Genomic DNA, 17,823 nt, shown 5'->3' on the forward strand with positions numbered 1-17,823 from the left:
GTGCTCTCTGAGGAAAGAGGAATCAGCGCGCGATGGTCTGGGTTCGCCAGATCTTCTTCTGCAACTGCAGGATGCCGTAGACCAGGGCCTCGGCGGTCGGCGGGCAGCCCGGGACGTAGACGTCCACCGGCACGATGCGGTCGCAGCCGCGCACCACCGAATACGAGTAATGGTAGTAGCCGCCGCCGTTGGCGCAGCTGCCCATCGAGATGACCCACTTCGGGTCCGGCATCTGGTCATAGACCTTGCGCAGCGCCGGGGCCATCTTGTTGACCAGGGTGCCGGCGACGATCATCACGTCGGACTGGCGCGGCGACGGGCGGAACACCACGCCGTAGCGATCCAGGTCCAGGCGCGCGGCGCCGGCGTGCATCATCTCGACCGCACAGCAGGCCAGGCCGAAGGTCATCGGCCACATCGAGCCGGTGCGCGCCCAGTTCAGCAGCGCGTCGACGCTGGTGGTGACGTAGCCCTTCTCCAGCAGCGGGTTCTCGCCTTCGGGACGCAGGATGTCGTCCACCCGCCCTTCCGGGATCGGGTTGGTCATCAGGCGATCCAGGGTCTGAATCACTCCCATTCCAGCGCTCCCTTCTTCCACACGTAGACAAAACCGAGGAACAACATGCCGACGAACAGGCCCATGGTGACCAGGGAGCGAGCGCCCAGGTCCATGAACACCTGCGTCCACGGCACGATGAAGATGATTTCCAGATCGAAGACGATGAACTGGATGGCGATCAGGTAGTAGCGCACGTCGAACTTCATGCGCGCGTCCTCGAAGGCCTCGAAGCCGCACTCGTACGGCGAGAGCTTCTTCAGGTCGGGACGCCGGGGACCGAGGAACCGCCCCACCAGCATCAGCGCGACGCCGATACCGGTGGCCACGATCAGAAACAGCAGGGTCGGCAAATATTCGGCCAGCACTCGCGATTCTCTCTTGCCTGTGCCCGCGCGCGTGCCGCGCAGGCATGGGATAGACGATTCTCCGGGCAAGGGCGTGATGCCGTCGCGCAGAAACCGTAGCCAAACAATGGTGCCCAAGAGGGGACTCGAACCCCTACGACCTAAGTCGCTACCACCTCAAGGTAGTGCGTCTACCAATTCCGCCACCTGGGCTTGCGTAAAACCTGCGCGGCAATCCCGCCGCGCAGCATATTGTAACCGCCTTCAGTCTTTCTGCGACGGGGCAGGCGACTTTTCTTGCGCTTTTTCCGGCGCCTGCTGGGCGGCCGGGGCGGCGGCGGGGGCAGCCGGCGCCTGCGGGACCTGCAGTTCGCCGGGCGGCGCAGCCGGCGCCGGGGTGGCCGACTGCGACATCACGCCCAGATTGGCGTCGGCCGGACGCGCACTGTGGCCGGCGTACCAGGCCATGAACAGGCTGATGGCGAAGAACACCACCGCCAGCCACTTGGTCGACTTGGACAGGAAGTTGGACGCGCCGCGCGATCCGAACACGGTGCCGGACGCACCGGCGCCGAACCCGGAACCCGCCGCCGCACCGGCGCCGCGTTGCATCAGGATCAGCGCGATCATCGCGATCGCCACCAGCACGTAGACCACATTGAGGATGACCATCAGCATTTCGAAATCCGTCCGGACAGTACGACTTGGGGGACGAACGGCCGCCATCGGCAGCCGTTCGCTCAACAGGCGGCCGCCGCTCGCACGATGGCCAGGAATTCCGCGGCGACCAGCGAGGCGCCGCCCACCAGCCCGCCATCCACATCCGGCTGCGCGAACAGCTCGGCGGCGTTGTCGGGCTTGACGCTGCCGCCGTACAGGATCGGCAACGAATCCGCGATTCTAGCATCGCGCGCCGCCACTTCGCCACGGATGAACGCATGCACGGCCTGCGCCTGCGCCGGGCTGGCGGTGCGGCCGGTGCCGATCGCCCAGACCGGCTCGTAGGCCACCACCGCCCGGGCGAAGCCCCCGGCACCAACCAGGTCCAGCACCGGCGCCAGCTGCGCGGCGATGACCGCCTCGGTCCGCCCGGCCTCGCGCTGCTCCAGGGTCTCGCCCACGCACAGGATCGGGACCAGCCCGGCGTGCATGGCGGCAGCGAACTTGCGCGCGACCAGCTCGCTGCTCTCCTGGTGATACTGGCGCCGCTCCGAATGCCCGACCAGGCCGTAGTCGGCGCCCACGTCGACCAGCATCGCCGCCGACACCTCGCCGGTATAGGCCCCCTTCTCGTTGCTACTGACGTCCTGCGCGCCGAAGCGCAGCATCCGGTCCTCGAAGTTCTCGATCAGGTCGCCCAGGTACGGCAGCGGCGGCAGGATCACCACCTCCACACCGTGATCGGCCGCATGCAGCCCGGCGACGATTTCCCGCACCAGCTCGGCGGCGAAGTGGCGGGTGCCATGCAATTTCCAGTTTCCGGCTACGATCTTGCGTCGCATCGGCGCATCTCCGGCGAAAAAGTGCCGAGAGGATAGCCGATGCGCCGCCAAGGCCAGGCATCGTCCCGCCGGCCCGCCCTCACCCGCCGCCCGCTCCACGCCCAGAGACCGCCATGACCCAGCTTCCCGGCTACGCCCTGATCACCGGCGCCTCCAGCGGCATCGGCCGCGAGATCGCCCGCGAATACGCCCGCCGCGGCGTACCGCTGATCCTCAGCGCGCGCCGCGAGGCGCTGCTGCAGGCACTGGCCGCCGAACTGCGGGCGCAGGTGCCGGTGGAGGTGCTGGTCGCCGACCTGGCCGACCCGGCGGCGCCGGCCGCACTGGTGGCCGAGATCGAACGGCGCGGGCTGGCGGTGCGGATCCTGGTCAACAACGCCGGCTACGGCGTGCCCGGCCGCTACATCGCCCAGGACTGGGCGGTGCACGCGGCGTTCCTGCAGGTGATGGTCGGCGCGGTGTGCGAGCTGACCTGGCGGCTGCTGCCAGCGCTGCGCGCCAGCGGCCACGGCCGCATCCTCAACGTGGCCTCGTTCGCCGCCCTGGTCCCCGGCGCCGACGGCCACACCCTGTACGCGGCGGCGAAGAGCTTCATGCTGCGCTTCAGCGAATCGCTGGCCCTGGAGAACGCCGACCGCGGGGTGGGCGTCTGCGCGCTGTGCCCCGGCTTCACCTGGTCCGAGTTCCACGACGTCACCGGCACCCGCGAACAGATGGACGCCCTGCCGCGCTGGATCTGGCTGCAGACCGCGGCGGTGGCCCGCGCCGGCATCGACGGCGCCGAACGCGGCAAGGTGCGGGTGGTCCCGGGCGCGGTCTACCGCACTCTGCTCGGCCTGACGGCGCTACTGCCCAATGGCCTGCTATTGCGGATGATGGGGCGCGGCTCGGGACGGATCAGAAATGCTGGGATTGGGGATTAGGGAGTCGGGATTGGCAAAAGCGGCGTACCCGCGATCTGCCACCCCGCGCGGGATCCGCTTTTGCGAATCCCCAATCCCCACTCCCGAATCCCCGCCTCACTTCAGCTTGATTTCGCGCAACCGCTCTTCCAGATAGCCCTGCGCGGTGATCGGCTCGGGATAGCGGCTGGGGTTGTCGGCGCTGACGCAGGACGGCAGCACGTCGATCACGAAGTCCGGGTTCGGGTGCAGGAAGAACGGCACCGAGTAGCGCGGCTGCCGTGCCTGCTCGCCCGGCGGGTTGACCACGCGGTGGGTGGTCGAGGGATACACGTGGTTGGTCAGGCGCTGCAGCATGTCGCCGATGTTGACCACGATGGTGTCGGCGTCGGAGGTGAACGGTACCCACTCGCCCTGCTTGGACTTCACTTCCAGGCCGGCGGCGCTGGCGCCGACCAGCAGGGTGATCAGGTTGATGTCCTCGTGGGCGCCGGCGCGCACGTTGGGGATGTCGTCGGCGGTGATCGGCGGGTAGTGGATGGGGCGCAGGATCGAGTTGCCCGAATCGGTCTTGTCGACGAAGTAGTGCTCGGGCAGGCCGATGTGCAGGGCCAGCGCCGACAGCACCCGCGCGCCGAGCTCATCCAGCGCCTGGTACAGGCCGTAGCCGTGGGTGCGGAAGCCGGGCACTTCGCTCGGCCACAGGTTCGGCGGCATCACCGCGCGGTACGGAGAGTCGTCGGCGATCTCGCGGCCGATGTGCCAGAACTCCTTCAGGTCGAAATGCTTGGAGTCCTTGGCGGTCTCCACGCCGAAGGCGGTGTAGCCGCGCGCGCCGCCGCTGCCCGGCAGGTGGTACTGGCGCTTGGTCTCCTCGGGCAGGGCGAAGAACGCCTTGAACACATCGTAGGCCGCGTCGATCTGCGCCTGGGCGATGCCGTGGTTGCGGATGCCGGCGAAGCCCCACTCGCGGTAGGCCGCGCCCAGCTCGGCGACGAAGGCCTCGCGATCGGTATCGAAACGGGTGATGTCGAGGGTGGGAATGCGCGCAGTCATGGCAGGAACCGTCATCTTGTGAAGGGAACGAACGCCGCGCTCAGCGCAGCAGGCGGTACAGCAGGTAGAAGGTGACCGCCTTGGCGACGATCACGAAGAGGGCAATGGCGATCGACTCACGCCGCGTCACGGACCGCCTCGGCCAGCGCGTCCAGAGTCTGTCGCATCAGCGTGGCATCGTCGGCCTCGACCGTGACCCGCACCACCGGCTCGGTCCCGGAGGCGCGCAGGAAGGCACGTCCGCGCCCCTGCACCGACGCCTGCGCCGCGGCCAGCGCGGCCTTCACGGTGTCGGCCTCGAGCGGGCGCACGCCCGGCTGCAGGCGCACGTTGACCGTCTGCTGCGGCACCTTCTGCAGCCCGGCCAACGCCTGGCGCAGGGTCTGCCGCGAGCGCTTGAGCACTTCCAGCACCTGCAGCGCGCTGACGATGGCGTCGCCGGTGGTGGCGCGATCCAGGCACAGCATGTGCCCGGAGGCCTCGCCGCCGAGCACCCCGCCCTGCTCCACCAGCGCCTGGTGCACGTGGCGGTCGCCGACCTTGGCGCGCAGGAACGGCACCTGCAACCCGGCCAGCGCCCGTTCCAGGCCGTAGTTGGTCATCAGCGTACCGACCACCGGACCGTGCAGGCGGCCACTGGCCTGCCAACCGCAGGCCAGCACGTACAGCAGGCCGTCGCCGTCGACCGGGTTGCCCTGGTCGTCGGCCATCAGCACGCGGTCGCCGTCGCCGTCGAAGGCGATGCCCAGGTGCGCGCCATGGTCGCGCACGTTGGCGGCGAGGTTGTCGATATGCATCGAACCGACGCCGGCGTTGATGTTGAGCCCGTCCGGCGCCGCGCCGATCGCGATCACCTCCGCGCCCAGTTCGCGAAAGAGCAGCGGCGCGATGTGGTAGGTCGCGCCGTGTGCGCAATCCAGCACCAGCTTCAGCCCGCGCAGGTCGAAACCACGCGGCACGCTGGCCTTGCAGAATTCGATGTAGCGGCCGATCGCCTCGCGCGCGCGCATCGCCTTGCCCAGCCGCTCGGACTCGACCGTGGCGAACGGCGCGTCCAGCGCGGCTTCGATCGCCTGCTCAGTGGCGTCGTCGAGCTTCTCGCCGTGGGCGGAAAAGAACTTGATGCCGTTGTCGTAGTGCGGATTGTGCGAGGCGCTGATCACGATGCCGGCATCGGCGCCGAGGGTGCGCGTGAGGAACGCCACCGCCGGGGTCGGCATCGGCCCGAGCAACTGCACGTTGGCGCCGGCGGCGACCAGCCCGGCCTCCAGCGCCGACTCGAACATGTAGCCGGAGATGCGCGTGTCCTTGCCGATCACCACGGTCGGCCGTGCGGTGCCGCCGGCGACCAGCACCCGGCCCAGCGCATTGCCCAGGCGCATCACGAAATCGGCGGAAATCGCCCCCTGCCCGACCCGGCCACGGATGCCGTCGGTGCCGAAGTATTTACGGGCGCTCATGGCGTCGGGACTCGGGACCCGGGACCCGGAAAAAGCGCAAGGCACGGACGGCGGTAGAAGCAAACATGCTGTTGGCGCGATACATCCGTCGTGGAATACCACGAGACCCGGGTCCCGGGCCCCGGGTCCCGGCTTTCACGCCACCTCCGTCTTCGCCGGAGCCGGCTGCCGCATCATCAGCGCCAGCAGTTCGGACAGGCGGTCGCGCAGTTCGCGGCGGTCGCAGATCTGGTCGATGGCACCGTGCTCGAGCAGGAACTCCGAGCGCTGGAAGCCTTCCGGCAGGGTCTCGCGCACGGTCTGCTCGATCACGCGCGGGCCGGCGAAGCCGATCAGCGCGTACGGCTCGGCGATGTTGATGTCGCCAAGCATGGCGAAGCTGGCCGACACGCCACCGGTGGTGGGGTGGGTCAGCACCGACACGTACGGCAGGCCGGCCTCGCGCAGGCGACCGAGCGCGGCCGAGGTCTTGGCCATCTGCATCAGCGAGAACAGGCCTTCCTGCATGCGCGCGCCGCCGCTGGCGGAGAAGCACACGAACGGCGCGCCGATCTTCAGCGCGGTCTCGGCGGCCAGGGCGAAACGCTCGCCGACCACCGAGCCCATCGAGCCGCCCATGAAGGCGAAATCGAACGAGGCCGCGACCAGCGGCTGGCCCTTGAGCAGGCCCTGCATCGCCACCAGCGCGTCGTATTCGCCGGTGCTCTTCTGCGAGGCCTTGATGCGCTCGCCGTACTTCTTCTGGTCCTTGAACTTGAGCGCGTCGGTCGGACCCAGGCGCGCGCCGATCTCGGTCGGTGCGGTGTCGGCGTCGAACAGCGCGGCCAGGCGCGCGCGCGCGCGGATCGCCATGTGATGGCCGCACTTCGGGCACACCTCCAGGTTCTCCTCCAGCTCCGGCCGGTACAGCACGGCGCTGCAGTTGGGACACTTCTCCCACAAGCCTTCGGGAACGCTGCGCTTCTTGCTGGGCGTGCTGTCGGTGCGGATGCCCGAAGGCATCAATTTGCTGAGCCAACTCATGCGATGTGACGATCCATTGGGCGGCCGCGAGAGCCGCAGAGGGGCGACAGTCTAACTCGGTCCCCCGGTGGCCTGCAGACGGTGGCGCATGGAGCGACCAGGCTGGCCGGCGCCGGCACGGCCACTGCCAGGACACCTGCCGCGCCTCGCGCAGCGCGGGACACGGCATCGCCGCCGCCATCCCGCATCGCCACCACTCAAGCGAGGGCCAGCGGCGGCGCGTGCCGTCCGACCAGCAATGCATGTGCCGCATGACCCGCACGCGCCGCGTTTGCGGCATCGCCGCAAACGCGAACGCCCGCGCAAGGCGGGCGTTCGCATACACACCGGGCGTGGCTCAGCCCGCGTCCAGCGCCTGCCGCAGCGGCACCAGGAACGCCAGGGCGGCGTCGCGCGCGGCCTGCGGACTGCCGGCCTCGGCCAGCGCCGCGACCAGCGCGCTGCCCACCACCACGCCATCGGCGTCGGTGGCCATGGCCTTGGCGCTGGCGGCGTCCTTGATGCCGAAGCCGGCCACAACCGGCACCGGGCAGCGCGCGCGCAGCTGGCGCAGGCGATCGCCGGCGGCGCGGGTATCCAGCCGGTCGGCACCGGTCACGCCGGCGAAGCTGACGTAGTACAGATAGCCGCGCGCTGCATCGCACAACAACGCGATGCGTGCATCGCTGGTGGTCGGCGAGGCCAGCACGATCAGGTCCAGCCCCGCCTCGGCGAAGATCGTCAGGGTCTCGGCCGATTCCTCCGGCGGCAGGTCGACCAGCAGCACGCCGTCCACGCCGGCCGCCACCGCCTCCTCGGCGAAGCGCGCGGTGCCGTGGATCTCCACCGGGTTGAGGTAGCCCATCAGCACCACTGGCGTGGTCGCGTCGTCGCGGCGGAACGCGCTGACCGTCTCCAGCACGTAGCGCAGGCCGGCGCCGCGCGCCAGCGCACGCTCGGAGCTGCGCTGGATGGTCGGGCCGTCGGCCATCGGATCGGAGAACGGCACACCCAGCTCGATCACGTCGGCACCGGCCTCGACCAGCGCGTGCATCGCCGGCACGGTCGCCTCCAGCGACGGATCGCCGGCGGTGAGGAAGGGGATCAGGGCCTTGCGGCGTTGGGCATCGAGTCGGGCAAAGGTGTCGGCGAGGCGGTTCATGTGGGACCTATGCGCCCCTCTCCCGGCGGGAGAGGGGTTGGGGTGAGGGAAAGGGAACGCGAGTGCACGAGGCTGCGCCCGTACCCTCATCCGGCGCTTCGCGCCACCTTCTCCCGCAGGAGAAGGGCAAAGCGTTACAGCGTCAGTCCCTCGCGCGCGGCGATGGTGTGCACGTCCTTGTCGCCACGGCCGGACAGGTTGCACAGCACCAGCGCGTCCTTGGGCAGTTCGCGCGCCAGCTTGATCGACTGCGCTACGGCATGGCTGGACTCCAGCGCGGCGAGGATGCCCTCGGTATGCGCCAGCAGGTGGAACGCGGCCAGCGCCTCGTCGTCGGTGATGCCCTGGTAGGTGGCGCGGCCGCTGTCGGCCAGGAATGCGTGCTCCGGGCCCACGCCCGGGTAGTCCAGGCCGGCGGACACCGAATGGGTTTCGACGATCTGCCCGTCGTCATCGCAGATCACGTAGGTGCGGTTGCCGTGCAGCACACCGGGACGCCCGGCGGCGATCGAGGCGGCATGGCGGCCGCTGCCGATGCCGTCGCCGGCGGCCTCGGCGCCGTAGATCTTCACCGAGGCGTCGTTGAGGAAGGCATGGAACAGGCCGATGGCATTGCTGCCGCCGCCGACGCAGGCGCTGATCGCATCCGGCAGGCGGCCGTAGTCGCGCAGCATCTGCTCGCGCGCCTCGCGGCCGACGATGGCGTTGAAGTCACGCACCATCCGCGGATACGGATCGGGGCCGGCAACGGTGCCGATGATGTAGAAGGTGTCCTGCACGTTGGTGACCCAGTCGCGCATCGCCTCGTTGAGCGCGTCCTTGAGCGTGGCCGAGCCGGAGTGCACCGGTACTACCGTGGCGCCGAGCAGCTTCATCCGGTAGACGTTGATCTTCTGCCGCTCGATGTCGGTGGCGCCCATGTACACCACGCACTCCAGGCCCAGCCGCGCGGCCACGGTGGCGCTGGCCACGCCGTGCTGGCCGGCGCCGGTCTCGGCGATGATGCGGGTCTTGCCCATGCGGCTGGCCAGCAGCGCCTGGCCGATGGTGTTGTTGATCTTGTGCGCGCCGGTGTGGTTCAGGTCCTCGCGCTTGAGCAGGATCTGCGCGCCGCCGACTTCGCGGCTGAGCCGCTCGGCGTGGTAGATCGGGCTGGGCCGGCCGACGTAGTGGGTCAGGTCCTTGTCGTAGGCGGCGATGAAGGCCGGATCCTGGCGCGCGGTGTCGTAGGCGGCGGCCAGCTCCTGCAGCGGGCCGATCAGGGTCTCGGCGACGAAACGGCCGCCGTAGCGACCGAAGTGGCCGGCGGCGTCGGGATAGGCGTGGAAGTCGCTGACGGGGACAGAGGACATGGCGCAACCGGGGGCAACAGGACAGGCCTGCACTTTAGCGCACACGTTCCTATAGAAAAACCGATAAAGTCTGACGCGACCCGTCAGGAAAACTCACATGACCAGTGCGCGTCGCCTGCCCTCGCTCAACGCCCTGCGCGCCTTCGAGGCCGCCGCGCGGCTGCGCAGCGTCGGCGCCGCGGCGACGGAACTGCATGTCACTCATGGCGCGATCAGCCGCCAGGTGCGGCTGCTGGAGCAGGAACTGGGGCTGCCGCTGCTGCAGCGCGACGGCCGCGGCATCCGTCCGACCGTCGCCGGCACGCGCCTGTGCGAGGCAGCCGGCAGCGCCTTCGCGCAATTGCACGAGGCGGTGACGGAACTGCGCCGCCCAGCACGCCCGGCCGCGCTGGTGCTGGGCTGCCCCGGCAGCATCCTGGCCCGCTGGATGATCCCGCGGCTGCAGGCGCTGCAGCGCGACCTGCCGGCGCTGACCCTGCACCTGTCGGCGCACGAGGGCGACTTCGGCGCCGACCTGGACGGCCTGGATGCGGCGCTGCTGCTGGGCCAGGCGCCGTGGCCGGCGGACTGGCAGGTCCGCGTGCTGGCGCCGGAGCGGATCGGCCCGGTGCTCAGCCCTGCCCTGCCGCAGGCCTCGGCACTGACCGCGGCTGCGCCAGCGGCACTGCAGGGACTGCCGCTGCTGCATACCGTGTCGCGGCCGCAGGCCTGGCCGGCCTGGGCCGAGGCGCAGGGCCTGGCGCCGGTGCAGTTGCGCTACGGCACCGGCTTCGAGCACCTGTACTACCTGCTGGAGGCGGCGCTGGCCGGGATCGGCGTGGCGATCGCCCCGCAGCCGCTGGTCGCCGACGATCTGGCCAATGGCCGCCTGCTGGCACCTTGGGGCTTCGTCGAAACCGGCGGACAGTGGGCGCTGTGCACGCGCCGCGAGGTCCAGGATCCACGGGTCGACGCGCTGGCGCAGTGGCTGACGCAGGAACTGCAGCGCTGACCGAGGCGACGCCGGCGACGGCGCCGCATCGCGCTCAGCAGTTGGTGTTCAACTCGTGGCAGTCGGCGCGGCGCACTTCCTCGACGAATTTGCGCATCTTGTGGCCGTCCTTGATCCCGGGCTGGCTTTCGATGCCGCTGGACACGTCCACGCCCCACGGCAAGGTGCCGATGATCGCGTCGAACACGTTGTCGCCATTGATCCCGCCGGCGAGCAGGAACGGCCGGTGCAGGCCGGTGGGTAGCCGCGACCAGTCGAAGGTCTTGCCCGAGCCGCCGCTTTCGCCAGGGGCGTGGCTGTCGAACAGGAAGCCGGCGGCGTTGGGGAACTGCAGCTGCAGGGTGCGCGCGTTGATCTCGCCGCCGCCCATCGGCACCGCCTTCAGGTACGGCAGGTTGAAGCTGCGGCAGAAGCCGTCGTCCTCGTCGCCGTGGAACTGCAGCAGGGTCGGACGCACCGTGCGCAGCACCTCGCGCACCTCGTCCTTGGGGTTGTCGCGGAACAGCGCCACCACGTCCAGCATCGGCGCGGCGGCCTGGCGCATGGCGCGCGCCTCGGCCGGCGCCACTCGCCGCGGGCTGCCATGGGCGAACACGAACCCGATCGAATCCACGCCCAACTCGCCTGCCAGGCGGATATCGCCGGCGCGGGTCATGCCGCAGAACTTGATGCGGGTGCGATACAACGTGCGATTCATAGCGTGACCTCGTCCGGAAGCGTCCAGTGGGCGGGATAGAGGGGACCCACGAAAACCAGGCCCTGCGGTGGCGCCGTCGGACCGGCGACGCGGCGGTCGCGTCCGGCGAGCAGCTCGCCAATCCAGGACGCCGGCTTTTCGCCCGTCCCCACCATGACAAGGGAACCCACGATATTGCGCACCATGTGATGAAGGAATGCATTGGCCTGGACCTGGATCTCGACCAGCTCGCCGCTGCGGTGCACCGTGATCGACTGCAGCTCGCGGCGCGCGTGCAGGGCCTGGCACTGCACGCTGCGGAAGGCGCTGAAGTCCTGCTCGCCCAGCAGCGCCTGCGCCGCCGCATGCATGGCCTCGGCCTGCAGCGGCCGCCGCTCCCAGCTCAGGGTCTGCCGGTACAGCGCCGGGCGCACCTGGCGGTTGAGCAGGCGGTAGCGGTAGCGGCGCGCGCGGGCGGAGAAGCGTGCGTGGAAATCGTCGGCCACCGGCACGCACCAGCGCACGCACACCGAGGGCGGCAGCCGCGCGGTGGCGCCCAGCATCCAGCCGCGCGCCGGGCGCGGCGCGTCGCAGTCGAAATGCACCACCTGGCACTCGCCGTGCACGCCGGCATCGGTGCGGCCGGCGCAGACCACGCTCACCGGCGCGTCGGCCACCGACGACAGCGCCGCCTGCAGCGTCGCCTGCACGCTGGGGCCGCCGCTCTCGCCGAGCTGCTGCCAGCCCTGGAACTCGCTGCCGTCGTATTCCACGCCTAGCGCGTAGCGCATGGCGACCTCCGCTGCAGTGCGGCACCGGCGGCAGTGCGCCGTGCGGCCGCTTCACACATGGAAGCGCACACGGCGCCCGTCACATGACCGCGGCGGCAGTGTCCCGACCGGGCGCTGAGCGCACCCTCAGCGCTGGCCTGCCGCCGATGGGCAGGGTGCCGCGGGGCCGTCCCGATCCAGACCGGACGGCCGCGGCGAGCGCGCCGCGCGCCGCCTGCCGCCATCAGTCCAGCCGTCCCAGCAGTTGCAGCGCCTCGGCGCGCGCGGCTGGGTCGCCGCTGGCCGCGACCTCGGTCAGCAAGGTGCGTGCGGTCTCGTTGTCGCCCAGGTCCATGTACGCCACCGCCAGTTCCAGGCGTTCGCGGCCGGCCGGTGGATACGGCGACGGCGCTTCGGCCGGTGCGGGTGAAGATGCAGGCGCGGCGTGCTGGTGCCAGGTCGGCTCCTGCCGGCCGCCGCCGGCATCGCTGTCGGCACGGGCGTCGCCGCCCGGCGCTGCGACCACCGGCGACGGCTGCCGCCACGGCGCCTCGGCAGCCGGCTCAGCGGCTGGTGCGGCCTCCGGATGAGAGTCGGCCACGTCGACGGAATGGACATCGTCATTGCCAGCGGACAGCGACGCGTCGGCCGGCGCATGGCGCAGCGTCTGCTGCGCCAGCGCCCGCTCAAAGGCGTCGTCGTCAAGTGCGATGTGCTGATCGGCGTGATCGTGGTGATCCGCGTGATCGCCGGCAACATGGTCAGCGCGCTCCCACTCTTCCAGCGCCTCCTCGTCACGGGTAGCCGTGGCGTCCTCGGCCAGCGGCTCGGCGAGTTCCAGCGGCGGCAGTTCCGGCGCATCGACATCGCGGTGCGCGACCACCGGCACCGCGGCGCCGGCCGCCAGCGCGGCGTCGTCGTCGCGCGGCAACGGCGGCAGCGGCGAGGGCTTGCGCCGACGCGACAGCAGCCAGGCGCCGAGGCCCAGCACCAACAGGCTCAGCCCGCCCCACAGCCACAGCGGGAACCCGCCATTGGCCGGCGCCTGGGCGGCCGCCGCGGCCGGCGGCGCCTGCCCGGCCTGGGCCAGGCGCTTCTGCGCCGCGGCCAGGTCGCTGTCCTTCAACGCGATCAGTTGCTGCTGCTGGGACTTGAGCTTTTCGAGCTGGTCCACCCGCGAGCGCAGTTCCTGGACCTCGGCATCGCGTGCCGCGAGATCTTCGCGCGCCTGCTGCAATTGTTGGGCTGCCACCATGTCTCCTTCGTCGCCGGCACCGGTGCCGGACTTGGTTCCCGCCTCGCGGCGCGTCGCCGGCACCGCCGGCGCGATTTCCAGCCGTGCGCCGGCGGCGGCGGCGGCCGGCGCTGCGGCGGCCGGTTTGGCTGCGGCCTGCGCCGTCGCCGCGTCCTGCTGGGCCTGTGCCGGCTGCGGCACCGGCGCGCGTGCCTGGCGCCACTGCGCCGCCTGCTCGCGCACCACCGCCTCGGCCGCGGCGGCGTCCAGGCTGGCCAGGTCCTCTTCGCGCGGCGTGCGCAGCACCGCGCCCTGCTTGAGCAGGTTGAGGTTGCCGCGGATGAAGGCGTCCGGATTGGCGCGCAGCAGCGCGACCATGGTCTGGTCCAGCGAATGGCCGTTGCCGCGCGCCAGTTGCCCGGCGATCTGCGACAGGGTCTGCCCGGCGCGCACCGGCGCCAGCGCATCGCCGGGCGCGGCCGCAGGGGCCGGTGCCGGACGCGGCGTGGCGGCCGGCCTGGCGCTCGGCGTCGCGGCGGCCGCCGGGGCTGGCGCGGGCGCGGCCGTGGACGCATCGCGAGCGATGCGGTCGGACGGCTGCGCCGCGGCCGGTGCATCGATCGCCGGCGCATCGATCGCCGCGGCGGTGTTGGGCGCGTCGATCAGCGCGGAGTATTCGCGGATCAGCCGGCCCTGGCCCCAATCGACCTCGATCAGGAAGCTCAGCGACGGCACGTCGACCGGCATGCGGCTGCTGACCTGGATCACCGCGCGGCCCTTGCGGGTCTGGGTGAAGCGGAACTGCAGGTCGCTGACCAGGCCTTGCGGCCGCTCCAGCCCGACCCGCGCGAAGGTCGCCGGCGCGGCCAGCGCCACCCGCGCCCGCTCCAGCTCGCCCGGTTCGTTGGAGATCACCGGGATCTCGGCCAGGAACGGCTCGCCCGGCTTGGACAGCACGCGGATATCGCCCAGGCCCAGCGCCAGCGCGGCCTGGCTACAGGCCAGCAACAGCAGCGCCGCGGCGGCGCGACAGACATGGCGCAGCCCGCGCGCGGCGGACACCGCATCGCCACTACGGCGATGGAACACACGTGGTTGTAGGCGCATCCCGCCCCTGCCCCTTGGAGTCATGCCCATCAATATATATGAAGCGGGGAGTGGGGATTTGGGATTGGGGATTCGTTGCGGGCACTGCAGTGGCGGGGGTGCGCTCGCACGGGGTGCGCAAGCGGCTTCTCCTCCCCTTGCGGAATCAGTGCCCAGCGAGCACTGCAACGCCGCTTGTCCTGTAGGAGCGGTTTCAGCCGCGATGGCGTTCCCGGGAACGCTTCGTCGCGGCTGAAGCCGCTCCTACCGGGGTGCACCGGTCATCATCGCGCCCGCAGGCGCTTGTCTTCGCAGCACGACGCGGACGCCGGACACGACAACGGCCAGGGCACGCGCCACTGGCCGCTGCGTGTCTACCGGGACATCGCGCACTACGCAGGTCTGGAACAGCCGGCGCTGCGCCGCGCTTTACGAGTCCCCAATCCCGACTGCCAAATCCCGGCCCCTCAACCCTCCTGGGCAACCAGCTCGGCCAACTGCACCGCATTGAGCGCGGCGCCCTTGCGGATGTTGTCGGCCACCACCCACAGGTTGAGGCCGCGCGGGTGCGAGAAGTCCTCGCGGATGCGGCCGACGAACACCGGGTCCTTGCCCGAGGCATGGGTCACCGGGGTCGGATAGCCGCCGGCCTTGTGCTCGTCGACCACTTCCACGCCGGGCGCCTGACCCAGCAGCGCGCGCGCCTGCTCGACGGTGATCTTGCGCTTGGTCTCGATGTTGACCGCTTCGGAATGGCCGAAGAACACCGGCACGCGCACCGCAGTGGGATTCACCAGGATGCTGCTGTCCTCGAGGATCTTCTGCGTCTCCCACACCAGCTTCATCTCTTCCTTGGTGTAGCCGTTGGGCTGGAAGTCGTCGATGTGAGGAATCAGGTTGAAGGCGATCTGCGCCTGGAACTTCTGCGGCTCGATGTCCTGGAACGCCAGCAACTGCGCGGTCTGCTTGCCCAGTTCCTCCATGCCCGAGCGGCCGGCACCGGACACCGACTGGTAGGTGGCCACGTTGATGCGCTCGATGCCGTATTCCTTGTGGATCGGCGCCAGCACCGGCATCAGCTGCATGGTCGAGCAGTTGGGGTTGGCGACGATGCCGCGCGGCCGGTGCTTCAGCGCATGCGGATTGACTTCCGACACCACCAGCGGCACGTCGTCGTCGTAGCGGAAGGTCGAGGAGTTGTCGATCACCACCGCGCCGGCCGCGGCGAACTTCGGCGCGTATTCCTTGGAGATGCCGCCGCCGGCGGAGAACAGCGCGATGTCCACGCCGGCCGGGTCGAAGGTGGCCAGGTCGAGCACGGTGACCTTCTGGCCGTTGAATTCGACCTGGCCGCCGGCCGAGCGCTCGGAGGCCAGCGGATACAGCGTGGCGATGGGAAAGCCGCGCTCGGCGAGGATGCTCAGCATGGTTTCGCCGACGGCACCGGTGGCGCCGACGACGGCGACGTTGAAACGACGGGTTGCATTGCTCATGGAAGATTCGATCCGCAGAAAAAGAAGGGGAGGAACAGCCGCACTGCCACGTGGATTCGGGGAACCTGCCGTGCGCGCCGCGCACAGGGCCGCAGGCTCCCTATCGTTTTTTGTCCGCGACCGCCCGCGCGCCGCTGCCGGCCGCGGCGATCGCGTCCAGGTTCAGCGCGTTGGGCGGGCGCCCGGCATCGGCGCCGACGCCCAGCGCGGCGAGCAGGTTGTCCACCGCCAATGACACCATCGCGCGGCGCGTGGCGACGCTGGCGCTGCCGATGTGCGGGGTCAGCACCACGTTGCGCAGCGCCAGCAGCTCCGGACGGATCGCCGGCTCGCCTTCGAACACGTCCAGCCCGGCCGCGGCCAGGCGCTCGTGCGCCAGCGCGTCGGCCAGCGCGACCTCATCGACCAGGCCACCGCGGGCGATGTTCACCAGCGTCGCGGTCGGCCGCATCTTCGCCAGCGCGGCGGCATCGATGACGTGGTGCGACTGCGCGCTGTACGGCAGCACCAGCAGCAGGTGGTCGGCGCGCGCCAGCAGCGAGTCGAAATCGACGTACTCGGCGCGATGCGCGCGCTCCACCTCGGCCGGCAGGCGGCTGCGGTTGTGGTACAGCACGCGCATCGAGAAGCCGGCGGCGCGGCGCGCGATGGCCTGGCCGATGCGGCCCATGCCGAGGATGCCGAGCGTGCTGCCATGGACGTCGGCGCCGAGCATGGTCTGGAACGACCACTGCTGCCATTGCCCCGCACGCAGCCAGCGCTCGGCCTCGCCGACGCGCCGTGCGGCGGCCATCAGCAGGGCGAAGCCGAGATCGGCGGTGGTCTCGGTGAGCACGTCGGGGGTGTTGGTGGCGACGATGCCGGCCGCGCTGAGCGCGTCCAGGTCCAGATTGTTGTAGCCGACGCCGACGTTGGCGATCGCGCGCAGTCGCGGCGCGCCGGCGATCTCGGCGGCGCCGATGCGTTCGTTGAGGGTGACCAGGGCGCCGTCCAGCGGCGCCAGCGCCTGCGCCAGGTCCTGCGGCGAATACTTGGTCACGTCCGCGGTGGTGGTCAGCGCGCAATGTTCGCCGAGCCGTGCGACGACGTCGTCGAACAGCGGCTGGCTGACCCACACCCGCGGCCGCGACTCAGCCATCGCCACCGCCGGGGATGCGCGGCGTCACCGTGCCGACGTCGCCGCATTGCGCGCGGTGGCGCAGCGCCTGGTCCATCAGCACCAGCGCCATCATCGCCTCGGCGATGGGGGTGGCGCGGATGCCGACGCAGGGGTCGTGGCGGCCGGTGGTGATCACGTCCACCGCCTGCCCGTCCACGTCCACCGTGGCGCCGGGCAGGCGCAGGCTGGAGGTGGGCTTGAACGCCACCGAGACGACCACGGGCTGGCCGGTGGCGATGCCGCCGAGCACGCCGCCGGCGTGGTTGGACTGGAAGCCGTCCGGCGCGATCAGGTCGCGGTGCTCGGTGCCCTTTTGGGTCACTGCGGCGAAGCCGTCGCCGATCTCCACGCCCTTGACCGCGTTGATGCTCATCATCGCCGCGGCCAGCTCGCCGTCGAGCTTGCCGTAGATCGGCTCGCCCCAGCCCGCCGGCACGCCATCGGCGACCACGGTGACCCGCGCGCCGATCGAATCGCCGGACTTGCGCAGCGCGTCCATGTACGCCTCCAGCTCCGGTACCTGCGGCGCATGCGGCCAGAAGAACGCATTGTCCTCCACCGCCTCCCAGGCGAAGCCCTGCGGCAGCAGCGGCCCAAGCTGCGACAGGTAGCCGCGCACGCGCACGCCGTAGCGCTGTGCAAGCCACTTCTTGGCGATCACGCCGGCGGCCACGCGCATGGTGGTCTCGCGCGCGGACGAGCGCCCGCCGCCGCGCGGATCGCGGATGCCGTACTTCTGCCAGTAGCTGTAGTCGGCATGGCCCGGACGGAACTGCCGGGCGATGTCGGTGTAGTCCTTGCTGCGCTGATCGGTGTTGCGGATCAGCAGCCCGATCGGGGTGCCGGTGGTGCGGCCCTCGTAGACCCCGGACAGGATCTCGATCTCGTCGGCCTCGCGCCGCGCCGAAGTGTGCCGGCTCTTGCCGGTGGCGCGGCGCTGCAGGTCGTGGGCGAATTCGCTGGCGTCCAGTTCCAGCCCCGGCGGGCAGCCGTCGACCACGCAGCCGATCGCCGGCCCGTGCGATTCGCCGAAGGTGGTGACGGTCAGTAGCTTGCCGAAACTGTTCGCGCTCAT

General features: G+C 70.6%; 17 protein-coding genes and 1 tRNA gene. 2 read left to right on the forward strand and 16 right to left on the reverse strand.

The features are described from left to right. Positions 1-22 precede the first annotated feature (22 nt). The 5 genes from ACP93_RS04025 to tpiA form a co-directional block, all read right to left on the reverse strand. Positions 23-577, reverse strand: a complete 555-nt coding sequence (locus ACP93_RS04025) for a NuoB/complex I 20 kDa subunit family protein (protein WP_010343006.1) — start codon at positions 575-577, stop codon at positions 23-25. Further along, the gene (locus tag ACP93_RS04030; protein WP_010343005.1) at positions 568-924 is read right to left on the reverse strand and encodes an NADH-quinone oxidoreductase subunit A; all 357 of its coding nucleotides are present in this window, start codon (positions 922-924) and stop codon (positions 568-570) included. The genes ACP93_RS04025 and ACP93_RS04030 overlap by 10 nt, the downstream gene beginning before the upstream one ends. A gap of 107 nt (positions 925-1,031) precedes the next feature. After that, positions 1,032-1,116, reverse strand: a tRNA-Leu gene (locus ACP93_RS04035). A 51-nt stretch (positions 1,117-1,167) separates the two neighbouring features. Further along, positions 1,168-1,581, reverse strand: a complete 414-nt coding sequence (gene secG, locus ACP93_RS04040) for a preprotein translocase subunit SecG (RefSeq protein WP_048489488.1) — start codon at positions 1,579-1,581, stop codon at positions 1,168-1,170. Between the two features lie 62 nt (positions 1,582-1,643). Continuing rightward, positions 1,644-2,405, reverse strand: a complete 762-nt coding sequence (gene tpiA / locus ACP93_RS04045; RefSeq protein WP_048489489.1) for a triose-phosphate isomerase — start codon at positions 2,403-2,405, stop codon at positions 1,644-1,646. 113 nt (positions 2,406-2,518) lie between these two features. Here tpiA and ACP93_RS04050 point away from each other — a divergent pair, with 113 nt between their 5' ends. Beyond that, positions 2,519-3,328 (forward strand): SDR family NAD(P)-dependent oxidoreductase, encoded by an 810-nt coding sequence (locus tag ACP93_RS04050; RefSeq protein WP_048489490.1) that lies wholly within the window; start codon positions 2,519-2,521, stop codon positions 3,326-3,328. Positions 3,329-3,424: 96 nt separating this feature from the next. Here the strand turns inward: ACP93_RS04050 and ACP93_RS04055 are convergent, their stop codons facing one another. The 5 genes from ACP93_RS04055 to trpB all read right to left on the reverse strand — a co-directional run bounded on the left by ACP93_RS04055 (position 3,425) and on the right by trpB (position 9,339). After that, positions 3,425-4,363, reverse strand: coding sequence for an isopenicillin N synthase family dioxygenase (locus tag ACP93_RS04055; protein ID WP_048489491.1), 939 nt, complete (start codon positions 4,361-4,363; stop codon positions 3,425-3,427). Positions 4,364-4,479: 116 nt separating this feature from the next. After that, positions 4,480-5,823: a phosphoglucosamine mutase gene (gene glmM, locus ACP93_RS04065; protein WP_048489492.1), complete on the reverse strand. Its 1,344-nt coding sequence runs from the start codon at positions 5,821-5,823 to the stop codon at positions 4,480-4,482. Between the two features lie 135 nt (positions 5,824-5,958). Beyond that, on the reverse strand, positions 5,959-6,846 hold the full coding sequence (accD, locus tag ACP93_RS04070; RefSeq protein ID WP_048489493.1) for an acetyl-CoA carboxylase, carboxyltransferase subunit beta: 888 nt from the start codon (positions 6,844-6,846) through the stop codon (positions 5,959-5,961). Between the two features lie 337 nt (positions 6,847-7,183). Next, positions 7,184-7,987 carry a tryptophan synthase subunit alpha gene (trpA, locus tag ACP93_RS04075; protein ID WP_048489494.1) on the reverse strand — a complete coding sequence of 268 codons (804 nt, stop codon included), beginning with the start codon at positions 7,985-7,987 and terminating at the stop codon, positions 7,184-7,186. A 134-nt stretch (positions 7,988-8,121) separates the two neighbouring features. Further along, complete coding sequence (trpB, locus tag ACP93_RS04080; protein ID WP_048489495.1) at positions 8,122-9,339, reverse strand: tryptophan synthase subunit beta; 1,218 nt, start codon at positions 9,337-9,339, stop codon at positions 8,122-8,124. A gap of 97 nt (positions 9,340-9,436) precedes the next feature. Between trpB and ACP93_RS04085 the strand changes: the two genes are divergently transcribed. Beyond that, a complete protein-coding gene (locus ACP93_RS04085) occupies positions 9,437-10,330 on the forward strand; it encodes a LysR family transcriptional regulator (RefSeq protein WP_048489496.1) in 894 nt (297 codons plus the stop codon). A 34-nt stretch (positions 10,331-10,364) separates the two neighbouring features. On the opposite strand, the gene ACP93_RS04090 is transcribed toward ACP93_RS04085, so the two are convergent. The 6 genes from ACP93_RS04090 to aroC all read right to left on the reverse strand — a co-directional run bounded on the left by ACP93_RS04090 (position 10,365) and on the right by aroC (position 17,823). Continuing rightward, positions 10,365-11,027 carry a phosphoribosylanthranilate isomerase gene (locus tag ACP93_RS04090; RefSeq protein WP_048489497.1) on the reverse strand — a complete coding sequence of 221 codons (663 nt, stop codon included), beginning with the start codon at positions 11,025-11,027 and terminating at the stop codon, positions 10,365-10,367. Beyond that, positions 11,024-11,797, reverse strand: coding sequence for a tRNA pseudouridine(38-40) synthase TruA (truA, locus tag ACP93_RS04095; protein WP_048489498.1), 774 nt, complete (start codon positions 11,795-11,797; stop codon positions 11,024-11,026). The genes ACP93_RS04090 and truA overlap by 4 nt, the downstream gene beginning before the upstream one ends. Positions 11,798-12,020: 223 nt before the next feature. After that, positions 12,021-14,117 (reverse strand): motility hub landmark protein FimV, encoded by a 2,097-nt coding sequence (locus ACP93_RS04100; protein WP_106407053.1) that lies wholly within the window; start codon positions 14,115-14,117, stop codon positions 12,021-12,023. A gap of 446 nt (positions 14,118-14,563) precedes the next feature. Continuing rightward, a complete protein-coding gene (locus ACP93_RS04105; protein WP_048489499.1) occupies positions 14,564-15,589 on the reverse strand; it encodes an aspartate-semialdehyde dehydrogenase in 1,026 nt (341 codons plus the stop codon). Positions 15,590-15,689: 100 nt separating this feature from the next. Beyond that, positions 15,690-16,727 (reverse strand): 2-hydroxyacid dehydrogenase, encoded by a 1,038-nt coding sequence (locus ACP93_RS04110; protein ID WP_048489500.1) that lies wholly within the window; start codon positions 16,725-16,727, stop codon positions 15,690-15,692. Next, positions 16,720-17,823 carry a chorismate synthase gene (gene aroC, locus ACP93_RS04115; protein WP_048489501.1) on the reverse strand — a complete coding sequence of 368 codons (1,104 nt, stop codon included), beginning with the start codon at positions 17,821-17,823 and terminating at the stop codon, positions 16,720-16,722. The genes ACP93_RS04110 and aroC overlap by 8 nt, the downstream gene beginning before the upstream one ends.

Origin of the sequence: Xanthomonas sp. NCPPB 1128 (assembly GCF_001043115.1) — a bacterium.
Classification (GTDB): Bacteria; Pseudomonadota; Gammaproteobacteria; order Xanthomonadales; family Xanthomonadaceae; genus Xanthomonas_A.